Source organism: Streptomyces sp. NPDC027189 (assembly GCF_055566975.1).
In genome coordinates, this window is sequence record NZ_JBVHRI010000004.1 from 32945 (window position 1) to 56109 (window position 23165).

The window sequence follows — 23165 nt, forward strand, 5'->3', positions numbered from 1 at the left end:
GCTGCGGAAACCGGGACAGCTCCAAGTACCGTCCGTAACAATGAAGATGGTCGGGAGTCACGTCGGACGGGGGAAGACGGCGCCATGGATGGTTTGGTGGAGTTCAAGACCGACGACGGCGCACTGATCGTCGTCGAGGGCGTCGAGGACGAGTCCGGCTCGCGGCTGGTCGCCCGGGACGACGGTACGGTCCAGGCCGCGCGCACCTTCGAGGGCTCCCTGGAGGGCGTACGGGCCGCCGCGGAGTCCGCGCTGCGGGTGTTCCGCGACGGCAGCCTGCGCCCCGACTCCGTGGAGATCGAGTTCGGGGTCAAACTCACCGCCGAGGCGGGCGCGTTGATCGCCAAGAGCGCGGTCGAGGGCCATCTGGTCGTCAAGCTCTCCTGGTCGCCCGAGCCGCGATCCGAGTCGCGGTCCGGGCCGCGGTCCGGGCCGCGGCCCGACGGGCCCGGCTCCCCGGAGACCGCCACGCAGTCATGACCAGCGCCTCCTGGCACGCCAGGATCAGTTGCGGGCGGGAGACGGGCGCGGGGTTCCTCGTCACCGAGCGGCATGTGCTGACCTGCGCGCATGTGGTGGCGCGCAGCGCTACGGACGCGGTGAGCGTCTCCTTCGCGCAGGGCGAGGACGCGCTCCCCGGGAAGGTGGTCGCGCACGGCGGCTGGGACGGGCAGGACACCGACCCTGGCGATGTCGCCGTACTCGAACTGGACCGCTCCGTGCCGATGAAGCCCGCGGAGTTCGCGGTCCCCTCCGACGCTTACGGCAATCCGCCGCGCAGGCTGCTGGCATACGGGTTCCCCAAGCGGTACGACGAGGGAACGCTCGCCGAGTACCGGGCCACCGCCGACCAGTTGATCGCCGGGGAGTGGGTCCAGCTGGAGGCGTGGGCCGCGCACGGGCAGCCCCTCGTGCCCGGCTTCAGCGGCGCCGCGGTGACCCTCGCGGACACCGGCCGGGTGGTGGGCATGGTCTCGGCCGCGGCGCGGGATCCCGGGATCCGCAATGGACGGATGCTGCCCGCGCAGGTCATGGCCCGGTACTGGCCGAAGCTCGGCGAGCTGATACCGACGCCGGAGTACGGGCGGGCGGAGAAGGAGCGCTTGCGGGAGCTGGTGGAGGGGCGCGGCCCGGAGTTCGACGGGCGTCCGGAGTGCAGCCCCGAGCGGCTCTACCGCGATGCGGTGGGCCCGTTCGGGCCGCAGCTGCCGGCGCGGCGGTTCGGGTCGCTGTGGGACGCGGCCTGGTATCTGCTCTCCGAGGTGCCGGACACGGGCGCCGTCGCCCGGTTCGCCGCGCGGCTCGCGGACTTCACCGAGGACACGCAGACCCGGGGCGCGCTGCGGGCCTGGCCCCGACGGCCGTACGACCGCCGCCCCCAGGCGCCGGCGCACCGGGCCTCGGCGGGGACCCAGCCCTGGTCGCCGATCCTCGTCGAGATCGCGCCCAGCGGCTGCGGTGACCACCACTTCCTGGTCGAGGTGTCCGCGTACAACGGGCGGCACCGCCGGGTCGTCGGCTCGCGCGCCCTGCCCGCCGACCGCGTGCGCGGCTACGCGCTGGAGCGCATCGACGAGGCGTACCACGAGCTGGAGCCGGGGGCACGGGAGTTGATCGCCTTCGTACTGCCGCGCCGCTGGCTCAACGCGGACGTCGCGCACTGGCAGCGCAGCGCCGACGACGACAGCCCGCTCGGCTCCTTCGCGCCGCTCGTCGTGATGGACCTGGAGCGGCGGCGCAGTGGCGGACTGCAGCACAAGCTGCTGCAGAAGTGGCAGCGGCTCGACGCGCAGCCCACGGCACGGTTGCACCGGATCGGCTGCGGAGCCGTCGGCCAGGATCCGGTGCGGCTGACCATCGGGCTGCGGCGCGGCGCCGACGTGGTGGGCTTCGCCTCGCCGCCGCGCGCCGACAGCACCCGGCAGCTGTTCCGGGCCGGCCTGAACGCGGCCGTGCCGGTGATGCTCTGGCCGCGCACCGGCTGCCGTGGCGAGCACCGCGGCGGGACGCACGAGGACTGCACGGGCGCCGCGTTCCTGGACCACCTGGCCGAGCATCTGGCGGGGCTGCCGCCGGGTGAACTCCCGTCCCACATACACGAGCTGCGCGAGACGGCGTACGCCTCCGACACGGCGGAACCGCACTGGGCGTACGACCTGGCGCTGCTCTGGGAGGACCCCAGATGTCTGCCCGACCCCGTGGGCTATCTGCACTCGCCCGTCGCCTGAGCACCCCGTCGGTCGCACGACCGGCACGCACCGGCAAGGAGAGACCATGTCCCTGTGGCCCGTCTACACGGGTGGGAGCGAGCCCCACGACGGCATCGCGAAGCTCCCCGCACCGCCGCCGTGGCGCGACTTCGACGGCGGCCCCGAGCTGGACACCCCCGCCGAGGACGGCGACACCTCGGCCGCTTCCCCGGACCGCAGGCACCGCGCCCGCACCTACCGTGCCACGGACCGCGCGGTCCAACTCGTCAACGCCGCACTGTACTTGCGCCGTCCGCTGCTCGTGACGGGCCCGCCCGGCAGCGGCAAGTCGAGCCTGGCGTACGCGGTGGCACGTGAGTTGAGGCTCGGCCCGGTCCTGCGCTGGAACATCACCAGCCGTACCACCCTCCACGACGGCCTCTACCAGTACGACCCGCTCTCCCGCCTGTACGCCGCCGGGCGCGCCGCCGCGCGCGAACTCCCCCCGGACAGCGGACTCCAGGACCACCTGCGTCTGGGTCCGCTCGGCACGGCTCTGCTCCCCTATCGCCGCCCCCGGGCCCTCCTCATCGACGAGATCGACAAGAGCGACCTCGACCTGCCGAACGACCTGCTGAACATCCTGGAGGAGGGCGAGTACGAGATCCCCGAGCTGGTTCGCGCCGCACGGCACACGCCCGCGGCCGAGGTGATGATCGCCGGCACGGACGACCGCGTGACCGTCTCCCGCGGCCGGATCCGCTGCCGCGCGTTCCCCTTCGTGGTCCTCACCAGCAACGGCGAACGCGAGTTTCCGCCCGCCTTCCTCCGCCGCTGCGTCCGCCTCGAACTCCACCAGCCGCGCGACGCCCATCTCGAAAGCATCGTCCGCGCCCACCTCGGCGAGCCCGACGCCTACGGCCGCGAACTGATCACCCGCTTCCTCTCCCGTGGCACCGGCGGCGAACTCGCCACGGACCAGCTCCTGAACGCCATCTACCTCACCGGGGCGGCCGGAATCGACGCGGCGTCTCGCGACGATCTCGCGGTACAGCTGATGCCTTATCTGAGCCGGACTCGGGACGACGATGAGTTCTGAGGCCGAGGGGGAGGGTGACCGGGGGCCCGCAGGGCTCTCCGGTCTTGCCGGACTCGCCCAGCTGCTGGCGCGGCTGGGCGGTGGGGAGGCGCCGACCTCTGTCGAGCTGGCCGAGTTGTTGTGGCTCGCGGGGCACGTCGAGGGACCGGACGAGGTGGCGGCCGACGCACCCCGCCCCGACGGGCGCCACGACTCGGCCCCGCGGCCGTCGGAGGCGTCCGGGCAGGCGCGCGCGCCGGAGGAAGTACCGCGGAACGCACCGCCTTGGAACCCGCCCGCTGAACCGCACCGCCCGGACCACCGCGTCCCCTTGTCGCTCCCGCAATCCGGTACCGGGGACGACCGCGATGCGGTGGACGACCGGACAACCGGTCGGTACACCACGCTCCTCGCCCCCGCTCCCCCGATGCTGCCGCACCCCCTCGCACTCCAGCGCACCCTTCGTCCCCTCAAGCGCCGGGTGCCCGCGCCCGTCGGCCAGGAGCTCGACGAGGAGGCGACCGCGCACCGGATCGCGCGGCTCGGTGCGGCGCCGCAGTGGTGGGTGCCCGTGTTGCGCCCCGCCACCGAGCGCTGGCTGACCCTGCACCTCGTGTACGACGCCGGGCCGACCATGCCGGTCTGGCGCCCGCTCGTCCGCGAGCTGCACACCGCGCTCGCCCAGTCGGGCGTCTTCCGCACGGTGGAGGTGCACCAGCTGACCGCCGAGGGCACGGTACGGCGCCCCGGCTCGCAGGAGTCGTACGCCGACGGGCGCACGGTCACCCTCCTGGTCAGCGACTGCATGGGCCCGCAGTGGCGGGGCGGCGGACCGGCGGGCACCCGCTGGTACCGCACGCTGCGGCGCTGGGCGGCCCGGATGCCGGTGGCCGTGCTCCAGCCGCTGCCCGAACGCCTGTGGCGCACCACCGCCCTGCCGGCCACGACCGCGCGGATCGCCGCGCCGTGGCCGGCGGCCCCCAACTCCACATACACCGTGGACTCCTACGTCACCGAAGGCCTCACGGACCCGGGCGTGCTCCCCCTGCCGGTCCTGGAGCCGTCCGCGCCCTGGCTGGCGAACTGGTCGTCGCTGGTGGGACGGGCAGGCCAACTCACCGGCTCCATCGCCCTGCTGGAGCCCACTCCACCGCACGCCCCCGTGGACGACCAGGGCCGAGGCGACGTCGAACAGCTCTCCCCCGAGGAGCTCGTCCTCCGCTTCCGCTCCATCGCCTCTCCCGAGGCCTTCCGCCTGGCCGGCCATATCGCCGTCGGACGGCCGGAGTTGCCGGTGATGCGGCTGGTCCAGACCGCGATCGAGAAGAACCCGCAGCCACAGCATCTCGCGGAGGTCATCCTCAGCGGAGTGCTCAGCAGCACCCCGGGCCCACCGGGCTCGTACGCCTTCCGTCCCGGCGTACGCGAACTCCTCCTGCACACCCTGCCGCGCACCGCCCACAGCCGTACGACCGAACTCCTTGCCCGGATGGGCGCGTTGATCGACGCGCGGGCGGGGGTGGCCGCCGGGGAGTTCCCGGTGCTGGCACCAGGGGGCGACGCCTCGGCCTCGGTGGGCGAGCCGTTCGCGGCGGTGCGGGAGGAGAGTGTGCGGCGGCTGGGCGGGGTGGCACCGCCACCGCCGGGTGGGCTGGTGCTCGGGCGGTACCGGCTCGTACGGCGGCTGGGACGGGGCAATCAGGTGATGCGGGCCGAGGACACGCGGGGCGACCGCACCGTGGCGGTGCACGCGTACTCCTCGGTGAGGCCGGAGCGCCACGCGGAGTTCCTGAGGGACGCGCGGGCTCTCGCCGGGGTCGGGCATCCGAATCTGCTCGCCGTCCACGACTTCGGCATCGAAGGGGGCGTCCCGTATCTCGTCACCGAGTTCGTGGAGGGACTCACGGTGGCGGAGCTGACGGCCGAGGGGGGCTTCGGTCTGCCCTTCTCGCTGCTCGCGCCCTTGGCCCAGCAGGTCGCACGGGCTCTCAAGGCCGTGCACTGGCGGGGCGTCGCCCATGGTCGGCTCGCACCGAACGGCCTGCTCGTACGGCCGGACGGCAGCCTGAAGATCTCTCACTTCGCACTGGGGACGGAGCGTGAGCGCAACGAGTCGAAGGATCTCCAAGACTTCGGCCACCTGCTCAGGGAACTGGCCGGAGGGGTGCACGCAGCAGAACTCGCCGGAGTTCCTGGTGAGTTCAGGACGCTGTTCGACGACGCCCTCACCCCGCTCACCTCCACGGACACGGAAGCCCAGCGCCGCGGCAGGGACCTCTTCCTCACTCCTTCCTTCGCCGAGGTACTGGAGGCGAGCGAGGCGACCCGGCACCGCTACCGTCTGCTCGGCCCCGTGCGGATCAGCGAGGGCAGCCGCGCCCTGGCCGTCAACGCGCCGCGGGAGCAGGCCCTGCTGTGCATGCTGCTCCTCCGGCGCGGCAAGCCGGTGACCTACGACGAACTGACGGCGGGACTGTGGGGGCAGCACCCCCCTCAGCGCGCCGAACGGCTCCTGTCCGCGCACGCCGCCGGTCTGCGCAGGACGCTGGGCCCCGGAGTCCTGGCCACCACCGCGGACGGCTACGCCCTGCACGCCGACCCCCGCGGCGTGGACCTGAACCTCTGCGAGGAACTCATCGCCGTCTCGAAGTCCCGTCGGGACGGCGGAGACCCGGCGGGAGCTCGCCGCGCCGTCCAGGAGGCCCTCAGCCTGTGGGACGGCCAGCCCGTCGACGGCGTTCCCGGCCCCGCCGCCGAGACGACCCGCGGCCGTCTGCGCGCCCTCCGTCTCACCCTCTGCGCCACTCGCGCCGAAATCGACCTGGAGCTCGGCCGCTTCAAGCGCGCGGCGTCCGACCTCGCCGAACTCCTCCGTTCCCATCCCAAGCGGGAGGACTTCCGGCGGCTGCACATCCTCGCCCTGCAGGGCCAGGGCCGTATCGCCGAGGCCATCGAGTCGTACGAGGCGTATGAGGAGCTCCAGGAGCAGCAGTACAGCGAGCCGAACCCCACGATGCTGGAGCTCTACCGCGAATTGCGCGCCACCCCGGAACGCGGCAGCCCCACCGTCGTCGTCGAGTACATCACCCCCGGCGAGCACCCCCGAACCCACAGCACCGTCGGCCGCATCCTGACCTGGCTGCTCTCCCTGAGCGACATGGCCCCCAACGAGTACGAGCTGCTCGGCCGCGACAACGGGTACGTGGTCATCACTGAACCGGAGGCATCCGTACTGACGGCACTGAACTCGGTGCTAAGAGAACTGCCGGGAGCGCTACTGGAGTTGGAGGACCCGCCAAGGATCCGGGTCACCTTCTGGCACACCGCGCAGTTCGCCCGCGCGGACCGCCCGGCCACAACCGACCTGCTGACCGGCCTGGCCGACTCCGACGGGGACGTCGTGGTCGTCCTCTCCCCCGTCCTGCACCAAGAACTCATGAGCGGCGCCACCACCGTCGGTCCGGCCCGCTTCCTCCCCCTGCACGGGCGGACACAGGGACCGCCCCTCGCCTGGTACTGCCCCCTGGACCTGCCGGAGCGCGCCCCGGAGCCCGAACCGGTACCACGCGACCTGGTGCGCGGCCCGTTCACCATCCGTGACCTCACCCGGATTCGCGTCCCGGAGCAGGGCCGCGCCGCCATCGTGCACACGGAGCCCGACAGCTCGCTGGCCCTCCTCAACCTCGACCGCCCGCTCGGCAAGCGCCCTCCGCGGTCCCTGATCACGTATTACGAGGTCGACCTCACCACGCACGGGGCCACGCACGAGCTGTTCCTGCCCAGCTCCGGACGCAGCACCTTCGCCGCGTCGGTCGAACTGTCCTGGCATGTCGACGACCCCGTGGCCTTCGTCCGCAGCGAGACCGCCGACGTGTCCGGGCAACTGCTCGACCACCTCGTCAGGGAGGCCGGGCGCATCACCCGCCGCCATACCCTGCACCGCGCGGGCGCCGCCAAGCGCGCGGTGCACGAGGGGCTGCGCAGATGGCCGGTTCCGGGGCTGTCGGTGGTGTGCACCGTACGGCTGAGTGCGGGTTCGCCGCCGCCGCAGGCTCCGCCGCCCGACCCGGCGAGGAACCCCTGGAAGCGCAGGGCGGAGGCGAGACAGCGGTCGCTGGAGGCCGTCCTCGAGGGCGCGGAGTGCGTGCTCCTCGGCTTCGACGGCACGCTGACCCGGTTGTTGGACGGAGTGGCGCCGGAAACAGTCGTTCACGAGCTCGCCGCTCTCCTCGTAGAACTGCGAAATCCCGACGCGGCCTTGAGCGGTGAGCCCCTGCTGACGGAGGGCGTGTCCGCGGCGCCCCTGGAGGGGTACGCCAACCCGCTCGACCTGCTGCGCGCGTTCGCGCACCACCGGCTCGGAGCCGATCTGCGCCGGGAACTCGACCGGATCGAGTCAAGGGCCGCCTTCTCGGCGCGGCCCATCGCTCATGCGGACGTCCTGGTGCGCACCCTCGCCGCCACCGGCCGAGGTCCCGCCGTCGTGGCGGACACCTCACGGCGCGCCGTCGCCTCCTATCTGGACGGCCGAGGGCTGACCAACGCGGTGACCGGCGGGGTGCACGCTCGCTCCGAGGACCTCACCCTGCTCATGCCGAACCCCGACTGCCTCCACCGCGCCCTGAACGAGCTGGGCGTCTCCGCCTCGGAGGCCGTACTCATCGGCTCCACCGTCGCCGAGCTGACCGCCGCCCGCACCATCGGCCTCCCCTTCATCGGCCACGCACGCAACGAAGCGAGCGAGAAGCGTCTGACCCGGGCGGGCTGCGAACACACCGTCAGCTCCCTGGAGCCGGTGCTCGAAGCGATCCGTACCGCCTAGGGCTCACCAAAGTCCACCCATCCAGCCGCACCCCACCCGGCCCCCCACAAAAGGCGCCCCCGCCGCACCCCCCGCACGATGCGAGAGAGGACCGCCGCCCGGCGGGAACCCCACGGTCTGCGCTCTCGGGAGGAACTGCCATGACCGTCAGTCTGGAGCAGCTTCGCCGCTGTCACTTCGCCGTCGACCTGGGCGCGGCGCGGACCCGTGTGTACGTGAGGGGCGCGGGTCTGGTCGTCGACCAGCCGAGCGTCGCCGCGATCAACACGAAGACGGGCGCGCTGATCGCGGTCGGCGAGTTCGCGGAGAAGATGACGGGCCGTACACCGGACTACATCCGTGTCGTCCGGCCGGTGAGCGGCGGCACGGTCGTCGACATCGAGATGGCCCAGCGCATGCTGCGTCAGTTGCTCGGCGACAAGGTGCGCCGTACCCTGCGCCGCAAACCGCGGCTGCGGGCCGCCGCCTGCACCCCGCACGACGCCGACCCGCTGGCGCAGCGCGCCGCTATCGAGACGCTGGTGGGGCTGGGGGCGCGGCGGGTCGAGCTGGTCGACACGCTGATCGCCGCCGCGGTCGGGTGCGGTCTGCCCGTCGAGCGGCCGGAAGCCACCATGGTCATGGTGTGCGGGGCCGCCGCGACCCAGCTCGCCGTGCTGTCGCTGGGCTCGATCGTCACCGCCGAGCGCATCCCGGTGGGCGGCGAGGCCGTCGACCACGCGATCGTGCAGCACCTGCGGCATCAGCACGAGCTGATGCTGCCGAGTCAGGCCGTACGGCCCCTGCAGCTCGCCCTCTCCGGTAACGGGCTCACCCCGCACGGCCCCGCGTCCACAGAGATCCACGGGCGTGACGTGGCGACCGGCCTGGCCCGTTCCGTGCAGGTCGACACCGCCGCCGTACGCAATGCCATCCAGACCCCGCTGACCGCGGTGCTCGACGGGATCGGGAAGGTGCTGCGCGCGTGCCCGCCGGACCTGGTGGCCGACCTCGCGGACCGCGGGATCATGATGGTCGGCGGCAGCGCGCTGCTGCCGGGCCTCGACCAGATGCTGCGGCACGCGACGGGCATGCCCGTGCACATCGCCGAGCGGCCCGACGTGTGTGCCGTGCAGGGGCTCGGCTACATGCTGGAGGGCAAGATCGAGCCGCTGGTCCTCGACCCGCTGGCGAACTGACGGCCCAACGTCCCAGGGGACCCGTATGACCGACCCCGTCCCCCGCCTGCCGGCCCTCCTGGAAGCCGTTCTCAGCGTCGGCACCGACCTCGAACTGCGGGCCACGCTCCAGCGCATCGTGGACGGCGCCGCCGAGCTGACGGGGGCCCGGTACGCGGCGCTGGGCATGGCCGACCCGGGGCACGACGGGCTGATGGAGATCGCTACGGCGGAGCTGTCCGAGTCCGGCGGAAGGAGTTTCGTGGGGCGGACGGACGACTCCCTGGGCGTCCCCATCCGCGTCAATGACGAGGTGTTCGGGAATCTGTGTCTCGCCGAGAAGTCCGGTGGCCCGTTCACCGACCAGGACGAGCAGCTGCTGCGTGTCCTCGCCGCCCAGGCGGGCATCGCGATCGCCAACGCCCGGCTGTACGAGACGGCCCGGCAGCGCGAGCGGTGGATCGAGGGCGCGGCGGCCGTCACCACCGCGCTGCTCACCGGTGAGGCCCCCGCCGACGCGCTGACGACCGTCGCCGAGTGGGCCCGGATCCTCGCCGACGCCTCGGCGGGCGTCATCCTCCAGCCGACGGTGGAAGGCGGCATGGAGATCGTGACCGCCTCCACGCTCGAGGACCCCGGCGACATCGTGGGCACCACGATCGCGCCCGGCAGCCCGGTCCTCGAACAACTCCTGGGCGGCGAGCCGGTGTTCATCGACGACTCCGCGACCGACCCCCGGATGACGACCCATGTACGGACGCGCTTCGGGCCCAGCATGATGCTTCCCCTCCAGGCGGGCGGCCGCCTCATCGGCACGCTCGCGCTTCCTCGCCGGCGCGGTGACCGGCCGTACACCTCCGTGGAACGGCTGTTGGCCACACAGTTCGCCTCGCAGGCCGCGCTGGCCCTGGTCCTCGCCGACGCCCAGCACAGCCGCGAGCGCCTCGCGGTCTACGAGGACCGTGACCGCATCGCGCGCGATCTGCACGATCTGGTCGTTCAGCGGCTGTTCGCGACCGGCATGATGCTCGAATCCACGCAGCGCAGGAGCATCGGCGCCGGCGGTGACACGGAAGCCGGCGGCTCGGGCGAGGACGTGCACGCCACGATCGGCCGGGCGGTCGACGAGCTGCAGTCCACCGTCCAGGAGGTCCGTACGGCCATCTTCGCGCTGCAGCAGCCCCCGGCGGACGCCCCCACAACGTTCCACGGCAAGGTGCTGCGCGAGACGGCCGGCGCGGCGGCGATCCTCGGCTTCCAGCCGTCCACGCAATTCACCGGCGCCGTGGAGAGCCGTGTCCCGGAGTCCGTGGCCGGCCATCTGCTCGCGAGCCTGCGCCGTGCGCTGGCCGTCGCGTCCCGCCGCGCCGGGGTGTCCCGCATCGACGTCACGGTCGACGCGACGGCGACCCTGCCCGACGGCCGCGCGGGGGTCCGCCTGACGGTCTACGACGACGGCAGCACGGGCGACGGCGGCGCGGGCACCACGTTCACCTGGCAGTCACCGCTGTGAGCCGTCACCGCCGCGAGCCGTCACCGCCGCACGCAACCGGCACCCGCCGAACTGACGTCTCTCCGGCCGAGCCTTCGCGTCGCCCGGAAATCGGATTCACACTGTCGGCCCCGCTCCGATTGCGAAAACCTGGACTCGGCGCTAAGCATGAAATCTAGGAAGAATCAACCCCGCACCATAGATCCAACTGATAGCCTCCGCCTCGACAGTCACTCAACCCAACGAAAGTCCCAAAAATGAACCTTTCGGTGACGCCGGCGACGCACCACTCCGCCGCCCCCAGACCCGTGCGCCGGCCGCACACTCCCCTGTCGGCCATCGACCCGCTCGGGGCTGCCGCCGTGAGGTCCGCCGGTCGAGTGACCGACATCCCCGGGCGGCGTCCGGCCAAGCCGATCACGTTTGACTCGGCACTCTAGACGCGGTAGATCGCACAGACTTCGGCGCGGGCGCATCCGGCGGTACAACGACCGCCCAGTGCGCCCGCGCTCGTGCGCCGGAGCCGTCAATCGCCTTGACCGATCAAGGGGTTGGCGTTACAAGCAGCCCCCCGTCGGCACTATCCTCACCCCGTGAAGCTGCAGCAGCTCGTTCTCAAGATCCACAGTCGATGCGACCTCGCCTGTGATCACTGTTATGTGTACGAGCATGCCGATCAGAGCTGGAAAGGCCGTCCGACCTTCATTTCCGAAGAAACGCTCGGAAAAGTGGCCCGACGATTCGCGGACTATGCGGAAGAACAAAAACTCCCGTCCGTTTCCGTGATCCTTCACGGTGGCGAACCTCTTCTCGTGGGTCCCGTGCGCATGAGAAACATCTGTGCGGAACTCACTCGTACCATCGCCCCGGTCACCGCTCTCGATCTCCGCATTCACACCAATGGCGTGCAGCTCAACACACGTCATCTCAATGTGTTCAAGGAATTCGGCGTCAAGGTCAGCATCTCGCTCGACGGCGACCGTGCCGCCAACGACCGGCACCGGCGTGATCGTCGGCGGCGGAGCAGTTACGACCGGGTGCTGCGCGCGATCAGTCTGCTGCGCACACCCGAGTACCGGCATCTCTACAGCGGTCTGCTGTGCACCGTGGACGTGGCCAATGATCCGGTCGCCGTGCACGACGCGCTCGCCTCGCTGCATCCGCCTCGCATCGACTATCTGCTGCCGCACTCCACCTGGGACAGTCCACCGCCCAGACCGGTCGACTCGCCCACCGCGTACGCCGACTGGCTGCTCAAGATCTTCGACCGTTGGGACCAGCAGGGGCGCACCGTCTCGGTGCGGACCTTCGAGTCGGTCCTCAGCACCCTTCAGGGCGGGCCGAGCCTGACGGAGGCGATGGGGCTCGCGCCGAGCGATCTCGCGGTGGTGGAGACCGACGGCAGCTTCGAGCAGGCGGACTCGCTGAAGACGGCGTACGACGGGGCCCCGGCGACCGGTTACGACGTCTTTCAGCATCGCTTCGCGGAGTTCGCGCGGCATCCCGGCGTTCGCGCGCGCCAGCTGGGCCTCGCGGGCGTCAGCGCGACCTGCCGCCGCTGCCCGGTGATCGAATCGTGCGGCGGAGGGCTCTACGCCCACCGGTACAGCAGCGGCCGCGGCTTCGACAATCCATCCGTGTTCTGTTCCGACCTGCGCGCGTTCGTCGACGGCGTGGCCGAGCGCATCACCGACCACACCCTCAGCCCGGCCGTGGGCGACAGGGAGGAACTCTCGTTCGCTCAGGGTGAGTTGAACCGCAGGTTGCTCTCCCGCCTCGCGTACCGGTACGCCGGGGAGCCGGACTGGGACGAGATGTGGCGGACCTTCGTGTACCTGGACGGCGCGGCGGGAGCCACACGCCACGTCGACGAGATCATCGCCCACCCCTACTTCCACACCACGCTGAAGCAGTGCCTGCACGACCGGGTCACCACTCCTGGGCCGCTCGCCGCGGCGGTCGCCGTCGCCGCCCTGCGTGCTCAGGTCGACGTAAAACTCACCTGGGACCACCCCACCTACGACCTGCACCTTCCCACCCTGGGAACCCTCACCCTCCCCGAGCCCGGCCGCGTCGAGGTCGCGGTGACGGCGGGCCGCCTCCATGTGCGCACCGCGGACGGCACGGAGTACGCGACCGAGGACGACGCCACCGGGTGGCGCCCCCTGCACCGCATGACCCTGGCGGACGGCACCCCTTTGCTCCTCGACGACGCCGACCCCCTGCGCGACTGCTACCCCGCCCGTGTCACCCCGCCTCTCGACCCCGGCGAGCTCGCCGAGTTCACCGAACGACTGTGCGCGGCCTACGAGTTGATGGACGAGCGCGAGCCCGGCTGGCGTGCCGACGTCAACGCGCTGCTCGCCACCACGGTCACCCCGCTCGTGGCGGGCGCAGGGGTGCGGCTCGGCGCGCACGGGCTCGGCGCGCTGGGGGTGGCCGTCGACTTCGAGCCGGCGGAGTTCGTACGTGAACTGCCGCGCACCGGACGCCTGGCGCGGCTCACGGCGCTGCGCGAGACGGCGGATCTGAACGTGCCGGGCAACGGGGCCGGGCGGCTGCTCGACGAGGTGAGCCGGGAGCTCGGCGCCGCCACGTACTGGAAGGGCCACGACGACGCCCACGCCGCCGCGCTGGGGCGGGCGGGCCGCGCCCTGGAGCAGCTGGCCGCCCGGCCGGACGGTGAACTCACCGAGACCGGTGCGGTGTTGGCCGAGGAGCTCCGGACCGAGTGGGCGGGCCACCGTGACTGACCGCGACCAACTGGCCGACTTATTCACCGAGTTGGGAGTGCAGACCGGCGGCATTCTCATGGCCCACGCCTCCCTCGGCGGTGCTGGGCTGCGCGACACCGACGTACGGGACGCGCTGCTCGACGCGCTCGGCCCCGACGGCACGCTCGTCGTGCCCGCCTTCTCGCCGGAGAACTCCTTGACCTCCCGGGCGTACAAGGCGCTCACCGACGGTATGTCCGAGGACGAGGAGGCGGTGTTCCGGGCGTCGGTGCCCCCGTTCGATCCCGGTACGACGCCCTGCCCGTCGATGGGCGTGCTCGCCGAATGCGTACGGACCACCCCGGGCGCCGCCCGCAGCGGGCATCCGCACACCTCGCTGGCCGGGCTCGGCCCCCGGGCCGGGGAGCTGCTGGGCGACCACGATCCGCACTGCCACCTCGGCGAGCGCTCCCCGCTGGCCAGGCTGTACGCCGCCGACGCCCAAGTCCTGCTGTTCCGCGTGGGGTTCGAGGTGTGCAGCGCGTTCCATCTCGCCGAGTACCGGATGCGCCCCCTGCCCGCGCGACGGGCATACCACTGCGTGCTGGGCGAGAAGGGCCAGTGGACCTCGTACGAGGACATCGTGCTCTACGACGGGGACTTCGGGGCGATCGGGGCGCGGCTGCCGCGTGATCTTGTGTCGGAACGGGAAGTGGCGGGAAAAACCGTGCTGCTCCTCGGGATGCGGGACGCCGTCGACCACGCCGGTGTCCAGATGTCTGGATATCGCCATGGATTGACGTGAAAGAGGCAACCCGTTCGGGCGCTCGGTCGGGAAGATTGTGGGTTCCGGCCAGGTGAACCGAACATCCCGTAGGGGCTCATCCACAGGCAGGGGGGCGCGTGGACATACCTGAACGGGCTTCGGACAACCGGCCTTATTTCTTCCTGAGTTACGCCCACACGCCGGCCTGGGGGCCCGGCGGCGGCGATCCGGATCACTGGGTGCACGTCCTCTTCACGGATCTGTGCGACCACATCATGGCGCTCACGGATCTTCCCGCGGGCGCGCCCGCGGGTTTCATGGACCGGGAGATGCGCTCGGGTGACGGATGGCCGGAAAAGCTCAGTGAGAATCTCGCGACGTGCCGGGTGTTCGTGCCACTGTTCTCGCCGCGGTACTTCACGAGTGAGAGTTGCGGCCGGGAATGGTTCGCGTTCAATGAACGTATTCTGCGGGCGCGGGCGGCCGGTTCCGGTGCCGTTCCGACCATCGTCCCCGCACTGTGGACGCATATCGATTACGCCCAACTTCCCGACTCCGTACGGCATATACATGTGGACCAGGGGGCGTTCGGCGACCGGTACGCGGCCAACGGGATCTACGGTCTGATCAAGCTCAACCGGCTGCACGACGAGTACGAGGAGACCGTTCTCGGGCTCGCCCAGCGGATCGTGCGGGTCGCCCACGAGTCGCCGCTGCCGTCCAGCAGGCCCCGCCCCTACGAGAGCACGCCGAGCGCGTTCAAGCCGCGCGGCGAGGGCCCCCGGCGCATCCATCTGACGGTGGCGGCGCCCACCCGGCACAGCATCCCCGAGCACCGCGACGCCCGCCCGTACGGCGAGGACGCGCAGGACTGGAACCCGTACCACTCGGAGTCGACCCGCCCGCTGCCCTCGCTCGCCGAGGAGCTGATCCGCTCGCTCGACTACCGGATCACGGTGTCGTCCTTCGACGACGAGGACACCGGCGAGACCCTGGTCACGGACGACTCCGACAAGGCGGCGCCGAGCCACCCCGGCATTCTGCTCATCGACCGGTGGGCGCTGACCGACGAGGAACGGACGCGCAGACTCAAGGCGTTCGACGCGAACGCCCGCCCCTGGGTCAGCGCGATCGTCCCGTGGAACCGGGCCGACATCCAGTGCCACGGAGAGGAGGGCCGCAAGCTCGCGACGGACCTGGAGCGCACGCTGCCGCTGATCCTGGACCGGGGCCGGCGCACCGACTGCCGGGTCGCCGTCAACGGCGTACCCACCCTGAAGGCCTTCACCGACGTCCTGCCGGCCGTCGTCGCGCACGCCACCCGGCAGTACCTCAAGCACGCCGAGGCGCATCCGCCGCCGGGCCCGCCGATCCGCAGGCCCCGCCTGATGGGCCCCATCACGGGCCCCACCCACCCGCCGCTGCCCGAAGGCGGATCCGACCACGGAGGAGAAGAAGCATGACGGCCGCGCAGGACGGACGCATCATCACCTTCTACTCGTACAAAGGGGGCACCGGCCGCACGATGGCCCTGGCCAACACCGCGTGGATCCTCGCCGCCAACGGCAAACGCGTCCTGGCCGTCGACTGGGACCTGGAGGCCCCGGGTCTGCACCGCTTCTTCCACCCGTTCCTCGACCCCAACGCGCTCGCGGCCACCACCGGTGTCATCGACATCATCAACGAGTACGCCTGGGCCGCGACCACCGGAACCCAGCGCTCCGGCGCCTGGCACCTGGACTACGCGCGGGTGGAGCAGCACGCCATCTCGCTGACCCCCGAGCGGCTCGGGCTGCGCTTCGTGCAAGGCGGTTCGCTCGACTTCCTCTCCGCCGGGCGCCAGGACCGCTCGTACTCCGCGACCGTGTCGTCCTTCGAATGGGACAACTTCTACGAGCGGCTCGGCGGCGGGCTGTTCCTCGACGCGCTGCGCGACGACATGAAGGCCTCGTACGACTACGTCCTGATCGATTCGCGCACCGGGCTGTCCGACAACGCCGACATCTGCACCATGCAGATGCCCGATGTGCTCGTGGACTGCTTCACGCTCAGCGACCAGTCCCTCGACGGCGCGGCGGCCGTGGCCCGCAGCGTCGAGGACGGATACCGCAAGCGCAAGATCCGGGTGCTGCCCGTGCCGATGCGGATCGACGAGGGCGAGAAGGAGAAGGTCGACGCGGGACGGGCGCTGGCCCGGCTCAAGTTCGACGGGCTGCCCAAGGGGCTCGGGGGCGAGGAGCTCGGCGGCGAGGAGCTGACCGCGTACTGGGGCGCCGTCGAGATCCCGTACCGCCCGTACTACGCGTACGAGGAGACGCTCGCCACCGTCGGCGACGAGAGCGGCATCGCCAACTCGCTGCTGTCCGCCTTCGAACGGCTCACCGCGGTCATCTCGGACGGCGAGGTCACCACGCTGCCGCCGGTGCCGGAGCCGGTGCGGCTGCGCTGCCGCGACGCGTTCCTGCGGCGGCGGCCGATGACCACCGCGGCGGACGTCGTCATCACGTACGCGGCCGAGAACCGCATGTGGGCCGACTGGGCCGAGGCGCTCCTCAAGCGCGCCGGCTGCAATGTCATCCCGCACGACATCGCCACCGGACCCGTCGAGCACCAGGACTCGGCGACACACCACCTCGTCCTGCTGTCGAACGCCTTTCGCAAGTCCCGCAACGCCGACGCCGTATGGCGTGCCCTCATCGAGTCCGACACGGACACCCCGGGCGCCACACTGATTCCGCTGCGGGTCGACGAGGTCCGGCTGCCGGAGTCGTATCTCGACCACAACCCGGTCGATCTGCACCGACTCGACGAGTCCCAGTGCGTCACCGCGCTGTTCGGCGTCCTGGAGCTGCCGGGCCGGCCCCTCGACGGCGGCCCCTCCGGTCCCCGCTTCCCCGGCAGCACCCCGGCGATCTGGAACGCGCCCCAGCGCAACAACACCTTCACCGGCCGCAATGTCATCCTGGACCGGGTCCGCGATCAGCTCGGCGGGGGCATCTCGGTCGTCCTGCCGCAGCCGCAGGCGCTGTTCGGACTCGGCGGCGTCGGCAAGACGCAGGTGGCGCTGGAGTACGTGCACCGGTTCATGGCGGACTACGACCTCGTGTGGTGGATCTCCGCCGAGGACCCCGGCAACGTGGTCTCCTCACTCGCCGAACTCGCCGCCCGCATCGGCGCGCCCGGCGGCGAGGACATCAACCTGGCCAGCCAGGAAGCCGTGCAGATGCTGGGGCGCGGCGCGCCGACCAAACGCTGGATCCTGGTCTTCGACAACGCCGACGACCCCGCCCGGCTCACCCGTTACTTCCCGACCGGAGGCGGCGGGCACATCCTCGTCACCTCCCGCAACCAGGCCTGGGCGCAGCAGGGCGCCTCCCTGCCCATCGACGTGTTCCTGCGCGAGGAGAGCGTGGAGCACCTCACCCGGCGCGCCTCGGGGCTCAGCGCCGAGGAGGCCGACCAGGTGGCGGTCGCGGTGGGCGACCTGCCGCTGGCCGTGGAGCAGGCGGCGGCCTGGCTCGCCGAGACGGCCACCCCGATCGAGGAGTACCTGCGGCAGCTGGCCGAGCAGACGACGGAGGTGCTGGACCTCAACCAGCCCGCCGACTACCCCAAGACGGTGGCCGCGACCTGGAACATCTCCATAGCCAGGCTCCGGGAACGCTCCCCGGCCTCGGTACGGCTGTTGCAGCTCTGCGCGTTCCTGGCCGCCGAACCGATCTCCTCCCACCTGCTCTACAGCAAGGAGATGATCGACGCCCTCAAGCCGTACGACCCCGCCCTCCAGGAGAGTCTGCTGCTCGGCCGGGTCATCCGGGAGATCGGCCGGTTCGCGCTCGCCAAGGTCGACCAGGTCAGCAACAGCATCCAGGTGCACCGCCTTGTCCAGGCGGTGATCCGCTCGCAGCTGACCGAGGAGGAGCAGCGGCACGCCCGGCACGTCGTGCACACGGTGCTCGCGGGCTGCCGGCCCGACGGCGACGAACCGATCGACGACCCCGAGACCTGGCCGCGGTTCGCGGTCATCTGGCCGCACCTGAGCGCCTCCGACGCCCGCAACTGCACCGAGGCGCAGACCCGCAGGCTGCTCATCGACCGCGTCCGCTATCTGTGGAAGCGCGGTGAGTTCCCCGGCGCCCAGGCGCTCGCCGAGGACCTCCTCGACCACTGGAAGCCGATCCTCGGCGAGGACGACGTGCAGTACCTGTATCTGCGCTGCCAGCTCGGCAACGTGCTGCGCTCGCAGGGCCGTTATGTGGAGGCCCGGGACATCAACACCGAACTCCTCGAACGCCAGAAGCGGGTACTCGGCCCTTCGCACCCCCACACCTACGTCACCATGTCCGGCCTCGCCAGCGACCTCGCGGCACTCGGTGTGTACGGGTCGGCGGTGGAGTTCGCGCGCGAGGCGCACGAAGGCTTCAGCCAGATCTTCCACGAGTCGCACCGCCGCACCCTCAGCGCCGCCAACAACCTCGCGCTCGCGCTCCGTATGGTCGGCCGCTACGGCGAGGCCCGTGCCATCGACCAGGACACCTACGACCGGCGGATCGAGGTGCTCGGCCCCGACCACCCGTACACCCTCGCTTCTGCCGCCCGCCTGGGCCGCGACCTCCGCGAGGTCGGCCGCTACACGGAGTCGGTCTCGCTCCTCTCCCGCGCCTACGACGCGCACAAGCGCATCCTCGGCAAGGAGTTCCCCGGCACGCTGAGCTGCGCCAAGTCGCTCGCCGTGTCGCTGCGCAGGGCGGGCCAGTTCGAGGACGCCCGCCGGCTGACCACCGCGACGCGCGCGCAGTACCGGACGCAGTACCCGAAGGCGACCCCCGACTCGCTCGCCTGCGATCTGAACATGGCGGCCGACCTGTTCGCCGCCGATGAGCGGGAGGCCGCGCGCGAGGTCGCCCGGGAGGCGCTGGCCGAGTACATGAAGGTCCCGGGCGAGGCCCACCCCTACACCCAGGCCGCCCTCAACAACCTCGGCATCTTCCACTGGGGCTGCGGCGACACCGAGGAGGCCGAAACCGTCTTCCGCCAAGTCCTGCGCCGCATGGGCGAGGTACTCGGCGAACAACACCCCCACACCCTCTTCACCGGCATCAACTACGCCAACGTCCTCGCCGACCAGGGCCGCCTCGACGAGGCCCGCAAGCTGGAGGAGAACGCGGTCGTCAAACTCCGCGCGGTCCTCGGAGCCCACCACCCGGAGACCCTCGCCATCGTCACCAACTCCGCGCTGACGCTCTCCGCGCTGGGCCACAAGGACGAGGCCCGCCGCCTCCGTGACGAAGCCCTGGGCGAGCTGCGCACGCTGCTGGGCGACGAGAACGGGATGACCCGGGTGGCGGCGGACGAGCGCCGCATCTACCGGGACTTGGAGCCGCTGGCGGTGTGAGGGCCCTTGGGGGCTCCGTCCTCAAACGCCGGAGGGGCTGAAAATCAGCCCCTCCGGCGTTTGAGGACGCGACCGTTCAGGCCGAAGCGGAGGTCCGGGGCCGGGAGCCCCCAGGTACGGGACGGCCAGAGGCGGAGGGAGCGAAGACCCGTGTGTCCCCCAGCAGCCACGTCAGTACCTTCGGCAGGGCCCGCAACGCCGCGAAGTGCGCCGCGGTCGGTTCGAGGACGGCCGTGGCCCGCGGAATCCGGGCGGCGAGCCAGGACGAGTGCGACGCCGGCGAGAAGACGTCCTTCACGCCGTGCCACAACAGCACCGGTACCTGGATCTGCGCCGGCTCGAATCCCCAGTGCCCGGTCAGCGCCAACGCGTCGTCGATCCATCCGTACGGCGAAGTCCGCAACGCCTCCCGGTAGTTGCGCAGCAGCATCGACCGGATCGTGTTGTCCGACACGATCTGCCGGTCGTCGTCGGTGAGTTCGTGCCGCAACTCCTGCAGGAGCCGCACCGGGTCGCGCCTGATCGCGGCCGACCGCGGAATCAGCCGCGCAACGAACCGCTCCGGATCGGTGAACGCGGTCCGGAACTCGTTGACGTTCGACGGCGCCATCCCGGCGAACCAGTCGAGCCCCTCCGCGTTCCGCGGCGCCAGCCCGACCAGCGCGGCGGCCCGCGTCACCCGCTCCGGCATCAGCGCGGCACACGCCAGCGCGTGCGGTGCGCCTCCGGACCGCCCGGCCACCGCGAACCGCTCAAGGCCCAGGGCATCGGCGACAACCGCCACGTCGTGGACGACATCGACGACGCGACGCCCGGGCATACGGTCGGAACCCCCGTACCCCGGGCGGTCGTAGCTGATGAGCCGGGTGCCGCGCTGGTACAGGAACATGGACCGCGGCCGGGGTCCCACCCGGCTGCCGGGCATCCCGTGCAGCAGGAACACCGGGCGACCGCGCGGATCCCCCGAGACTTCGACGCGCAGCAGCCGCCCGTCCGCCGTCCGTACATGGTCACGCACAGCGCTCCCCCTCCCCCGGTCTCCCCCGGCCCCGTGGACCGGGACAAACGCTGCACGATCCCTGCCCAGTCGCCCGCACGGCGAAACGAATCACCAGGTCAACCGGGCTTCATATCAAGCCACTTGACGGCATCGGACGGCCTCCGTAGCGTCGCACCCCGTACGCACATGTGACCAGAATTCACACTCGAAGACGAGGATGGAGCGGTATGACCCAGCGAGCGCGGCGACGTGTGGTGGTGTCCGGCGGCGGAACCGGAATCGGCCTGGCGACGGCGGAGGCGTTCGCCGCGGACGGGGACCGGGTGGTGCTCCTGGGCCGCCGCGAGGACATACTGCGCAAGGCGGCCGACGGACTGGACGAGCGCTACGGGGACGGGACCGCGTCCTGGTACGCGGCGGACCTTGCCGATCCCGAACAGGTCGGTGCGGCAAGGGAGTTCATCACCGCGGACGACACCCCGGTCGACGTGCTGGTCGCCAACGCGGGCGGAAACGTGGCCCCTTCGCACGACGGCTCGCTCGCGTCCGTAGCCGACAGCTACCGCCGCAACTTCGACGCCAACGTCCTGACCGCGGTCCTGCTCACCGAGGCCCTGCTCCCCCACGTACGGCGCCCCGGCGGCCGTATCGTGCAGCTCTCCTCGATCGCCTCGCTGCGCGGCCCCGGCTCGTACGGCGGCTCCAAGGGCTGGGTCAACACCTACACGTACGACCTCGCTCAGCGCGTCGGTTCCGAGGGCATCACCGTGAACGCGGTCGCTCCCGGCTTCGTCGGCGACACGGAGTTCTTCGGCGACCGCGCGACTCCGGAGTTCGTGGCGTCCCGGGTGGCCCAGTCCCTCACAGGTCAGCCGGGCCACCCGTCGGAGATCGCCGCGGCCGTCCGGTACGTGGCCTCCCCCGAGGCGGCGTACATGACGGGCCAGCTCCTGCACATCAATGGCGGTGCGGCGCTCGGGCGTTGAGGGCTGGGTGTTCTGTCCGGCGGATCAGGTCGGAGACGCGGGTCCTGGCACGCCCATCCGCGGCGTTGTCGTCGGTTGCCGACTCCCCCAAGTTCTCGGCTTCGCTCGAACAGGGGGACCCCCCATCGCGTCGTCGCCCTCCTCCGCCTCGCAGCTGGACCCACCAGGACCCGCTCACCCGCGCTTATGAGGCGCCGCAGCGCCCCTCCGACCCGATCCGCCGGACAGCCCTAGCCGCCCAGTCGCGCGATGTCCGCGACCAGGCCCGGCGCCAGCCGGCCGGCCTCGGCCGTGTCCTTGCGGTCCACCGCGGCGCGCAGCCTCTTCAGGTCCGTGCCGACGGCCGAACCCGGCGCGTCCCGCCGCACCCGCTCCCAGACCAGCTCCAGGCTGGTGACGTCACCGGCCACCGCCCCGTCGCCACCGGCCTTCGCGTCGACGCGCAACTGCCGTGCCCACAGCCCGAGTCGCCCGCGGTCGACCGTGCCCACCGGCTCGTATCGCAGCCGCAGATCGCTCGTGTTCTCGGCGACCCGCAGCGCGGCGTCCACGGCCTTCGCTCCCCCACTCCCGAGCGCGTCGAGGTCGCGTGTCATCTGCCGCTCAAGGAGGGCCGGTACGGCGTCGAAGGCGCGGTAGGTGTCCCAGGCGGCGCGCAGGCGACGTACCGCCGAGGCCGTCGGCGTCTCCTGGACGGTGCGGGCCGCACGGTCCAGGGTGGCCAGCTTCGCGGGCGGCGGCGCCTTCTTCGCGTCGGTCGGCACGGCGAGCGACACGGCCTCCAGGTCGCCGCTCGCGGACCCGGTGGAGTACTCCCCGTACCCGGGCGCGAAGACCTTGTCCTCGGTCGTGCCGTCCATGTGCAGCTCTCGGACGGTCATCGCACCCGTGATCTTCCCGTAGGGCCCGTCGACGCTCTGGTCGACCGCCTTGACCGTGACCTCCTCGAAGACCACGCCGGGCAGATTCTCCGTGTGGTAGACGTCGCCCTTCTTCGGGTGCGCAGGCATGATCATGGCGCCGGGCGCGTTCTTGCGGCCCGCCTGCCAGGTCCCCTCCGTGTCGGCGACGACGCCGTTTTCGTAGTTGAAGACGTCCTCGCCCAGGTACCAGACGGAACCGTCGTCGGCCTGTGCGTACCAGTCGAGGGCGACCTCGTGGATGCGTCCGTCGGAGAAGGCGACGTACTGGGAGGTCAGGGCCTTGATGGACCGGCCGCCCCAGGTGATGGTCTTGGTCTGCGGCAGCAGGCTGACCTCGGTGCGGAAGGGTTTGCCGGACTCCTGGCCGCCGTAGATGGTCTGGGCGACCTTCGCGGTGGGGTGCAGCGGGTTGGTGACGTCGGTCGGGTGCGCGAAGTGCGGCTCGGCGAGGTCGACGCGCTCGCGGTCGGGGGCGAGCGGCAGGCAGGCGGCTCGCGTCCTGCCGGTGTTCTCGTCCACGACGTGCACGCACCCGCTCTTCTTCGCCTCATTCCCCGACCCGCCCCCGGAGCAGGCACCGGCCAGCAGCACGGCGGCGCTCACGACGGCACCGGGCAGCAGGACCTTGCGGTTGACGCTCATG

Annotated in this window: 13 protein-coding genes; 11 read left to right on the top strand and 2 right to left on the bottom strand. The window is 71.5% G+C overall.

Annotated elements, in window-relative coordinates:
- The first annotated feature begins 84 nt into the window (after positions 1-84).
- From ACZ4RZ_RS11130 to fxsT, 10 genes are all read left to right on the top strand, one after another.
- Positions 85-480, top strand: a complete 396-nt coding sequence (locus ACZ4RZ_RS11130) for a CU044_2847 family protein (protein WP_467743712.1) — start codon at positions 85-87, stop codon at positions 478-480.
- Positions 477-2228 (top strand): VMAP-C domain-containing protein, encoded by a 1752-nt coding sequence (locus tag ACZ4RZ_RS11135; protein ID WP_467743713.1) that lies wholly within the window; start codon positions 477-479, stop codon positions 2226-2228. The genes ACZ4RZ_RS11130 and ACZ4RZ_RS11135 overlap by 4 nt, the downstream gene beginning before the upstream one ends.
- Positions 2229-2274: 46 nt before the next feature.
- Complete coding sequence (locus ACZ4RZ_RS11140; protein WP_467743714.1) at positions 2275-3288, top strand: AAA family ATPase; 1014 nt, start codon at positions 2275-2277, stop codon at positions 3286-3288.
- Entirely contained in the window at positions 3278-8089 is a 4812-nt protein-coding gene (locus tag ACZ4RZ_RS11145) for an SAV_2336 N-terminal domain-related protein (RefSeq protein ID WP_467743715.1), read from the top strand. Before ACZ4RZ_RS11140 ends, ACZ4RZ_RS11145 begins: the two co-directional genes overlap by 11 nt.
- A 140-nt stretch (positions 8090-8229) precedes the next feature.
- Positions 8230-9267, top strand: a complete 1038-nt coding sequence (locus tag ACZ4RZ_RS11150) for a rod shape-determining protein (RefSeq protein ID WP_467743716.1) — start codon at positions 8230-8232, stop codon at positions 9265-9267.
- Positions 9268-9292: 25 nt separating this feature from the next.
- On the top strand, positions 9293-10759 hold the full coding sequence (locus ACZ4RZ_RS11155) for a GAF domain-containing sensor histidine kinase (protein ID WP_467743717.1): 1467 nt from the start codon (positions 9293-9295) through the stop codon (positions 10757-10759).
- 572 nt (positions 10760-11331) lie between these two features.
- Positions 11332-13491 carry a radical SAM/SPASM protein FxsBH, inactivated beta-hydroxylase extension form gene (gene fxsBH / locus ACZ4RZ_RS11160; protein WP_467743718.1) on the top strand — a complete coding sequence of 720 codons (2160 nt, stop codon included), beginning with the start codon at positions 11332-11334 and terminating at the stop codon, positions 13489-13491.
- A gap of 58 nt (positions 13492-13549) precedes the next feature.
- Entirely contained in the window at positions 13550-14257 is a 708-nt protein-coding gene (locus tag ACZ4RZ_RS11165) for an AAC(3) family N-acetyltransferase (RefSeq protein WP_467744304.1), read from the top strand.
- A 98-nt stretch (positions 14258-14355) separates the two neighbouring features.
- On the top strand, positions 14356-15681 hold the full coding sequence (locus ACZ4RZ_RS11170) for a TIR-like protein FxsC (protein WP_467743719.1): 1326 nt from the start codon (positions 14356-14358) through the stop codon (positions 15679-15681).
- The gene (gene fxsT, locus ACZ4RZ_RS11175; protein WP_467743720.1) at positions 15678-19613 is read left to right on the top strand and encodes an FxSxx-COOH system tetratricopeptide repeat protein; all 3936 of its coding nucleotides are present in this window, start codon (positions 15678-15680) and stop codon (positions 19611-19613) included. The genes ACZ4RZ_RS11170 and fxsT overlap by 4 nt, the downstream gene beginning before the upstream one ends.
- Before the next feature lie 76 nt (positions 19614-19689).
- Here fxsT and ACZ4RZ_RS11180 read toward each other — a convergent pair whose 3' ends face one another.
- Complete coding sequence (locus ACZ4RZ_RS11180) at positions 19690-20631, bottom strand: alpha/beta fold hydrolase (protein WP_467743721.1); 942 nt, start codon at positions 20629-20631, stop codon at positions 19690-19692.
- Between the two features lie 209 nt (positions 20632-20840).
- Between ACZ4RZ_RS11180 and ACZ4RZ_RS11185 the strand changes: the two genes are divergently transcribed.
- Positions 20841-21599, top strand: coding sequence for an SDR family NAD(P)-dependent oxidoreductase (locus ACZ4RZ_RS11185; protein ID WP_467743722.1), 759 nt, complete (start codon positions 20841-20843; stop codon positions 21597-21599).
- Positions 21600-21829: 230 nt separating this feature from the next.
- Here the strand turns inward: ACZ4RZ_RS11185 and ACZ4RZ_RS11190 are convergent, their stop codons facing one another.
- Entirely contained in the window at positions 21830-23164 is a 1335-nt protein-coding gene (locus tag ACZ4RZ_RS11190) for a hypothetical protein (RefSeq protein ID WP_467743723.1), read from the bottom strand.
- Position 23165 lies beyond the last annotated feature (1 nt).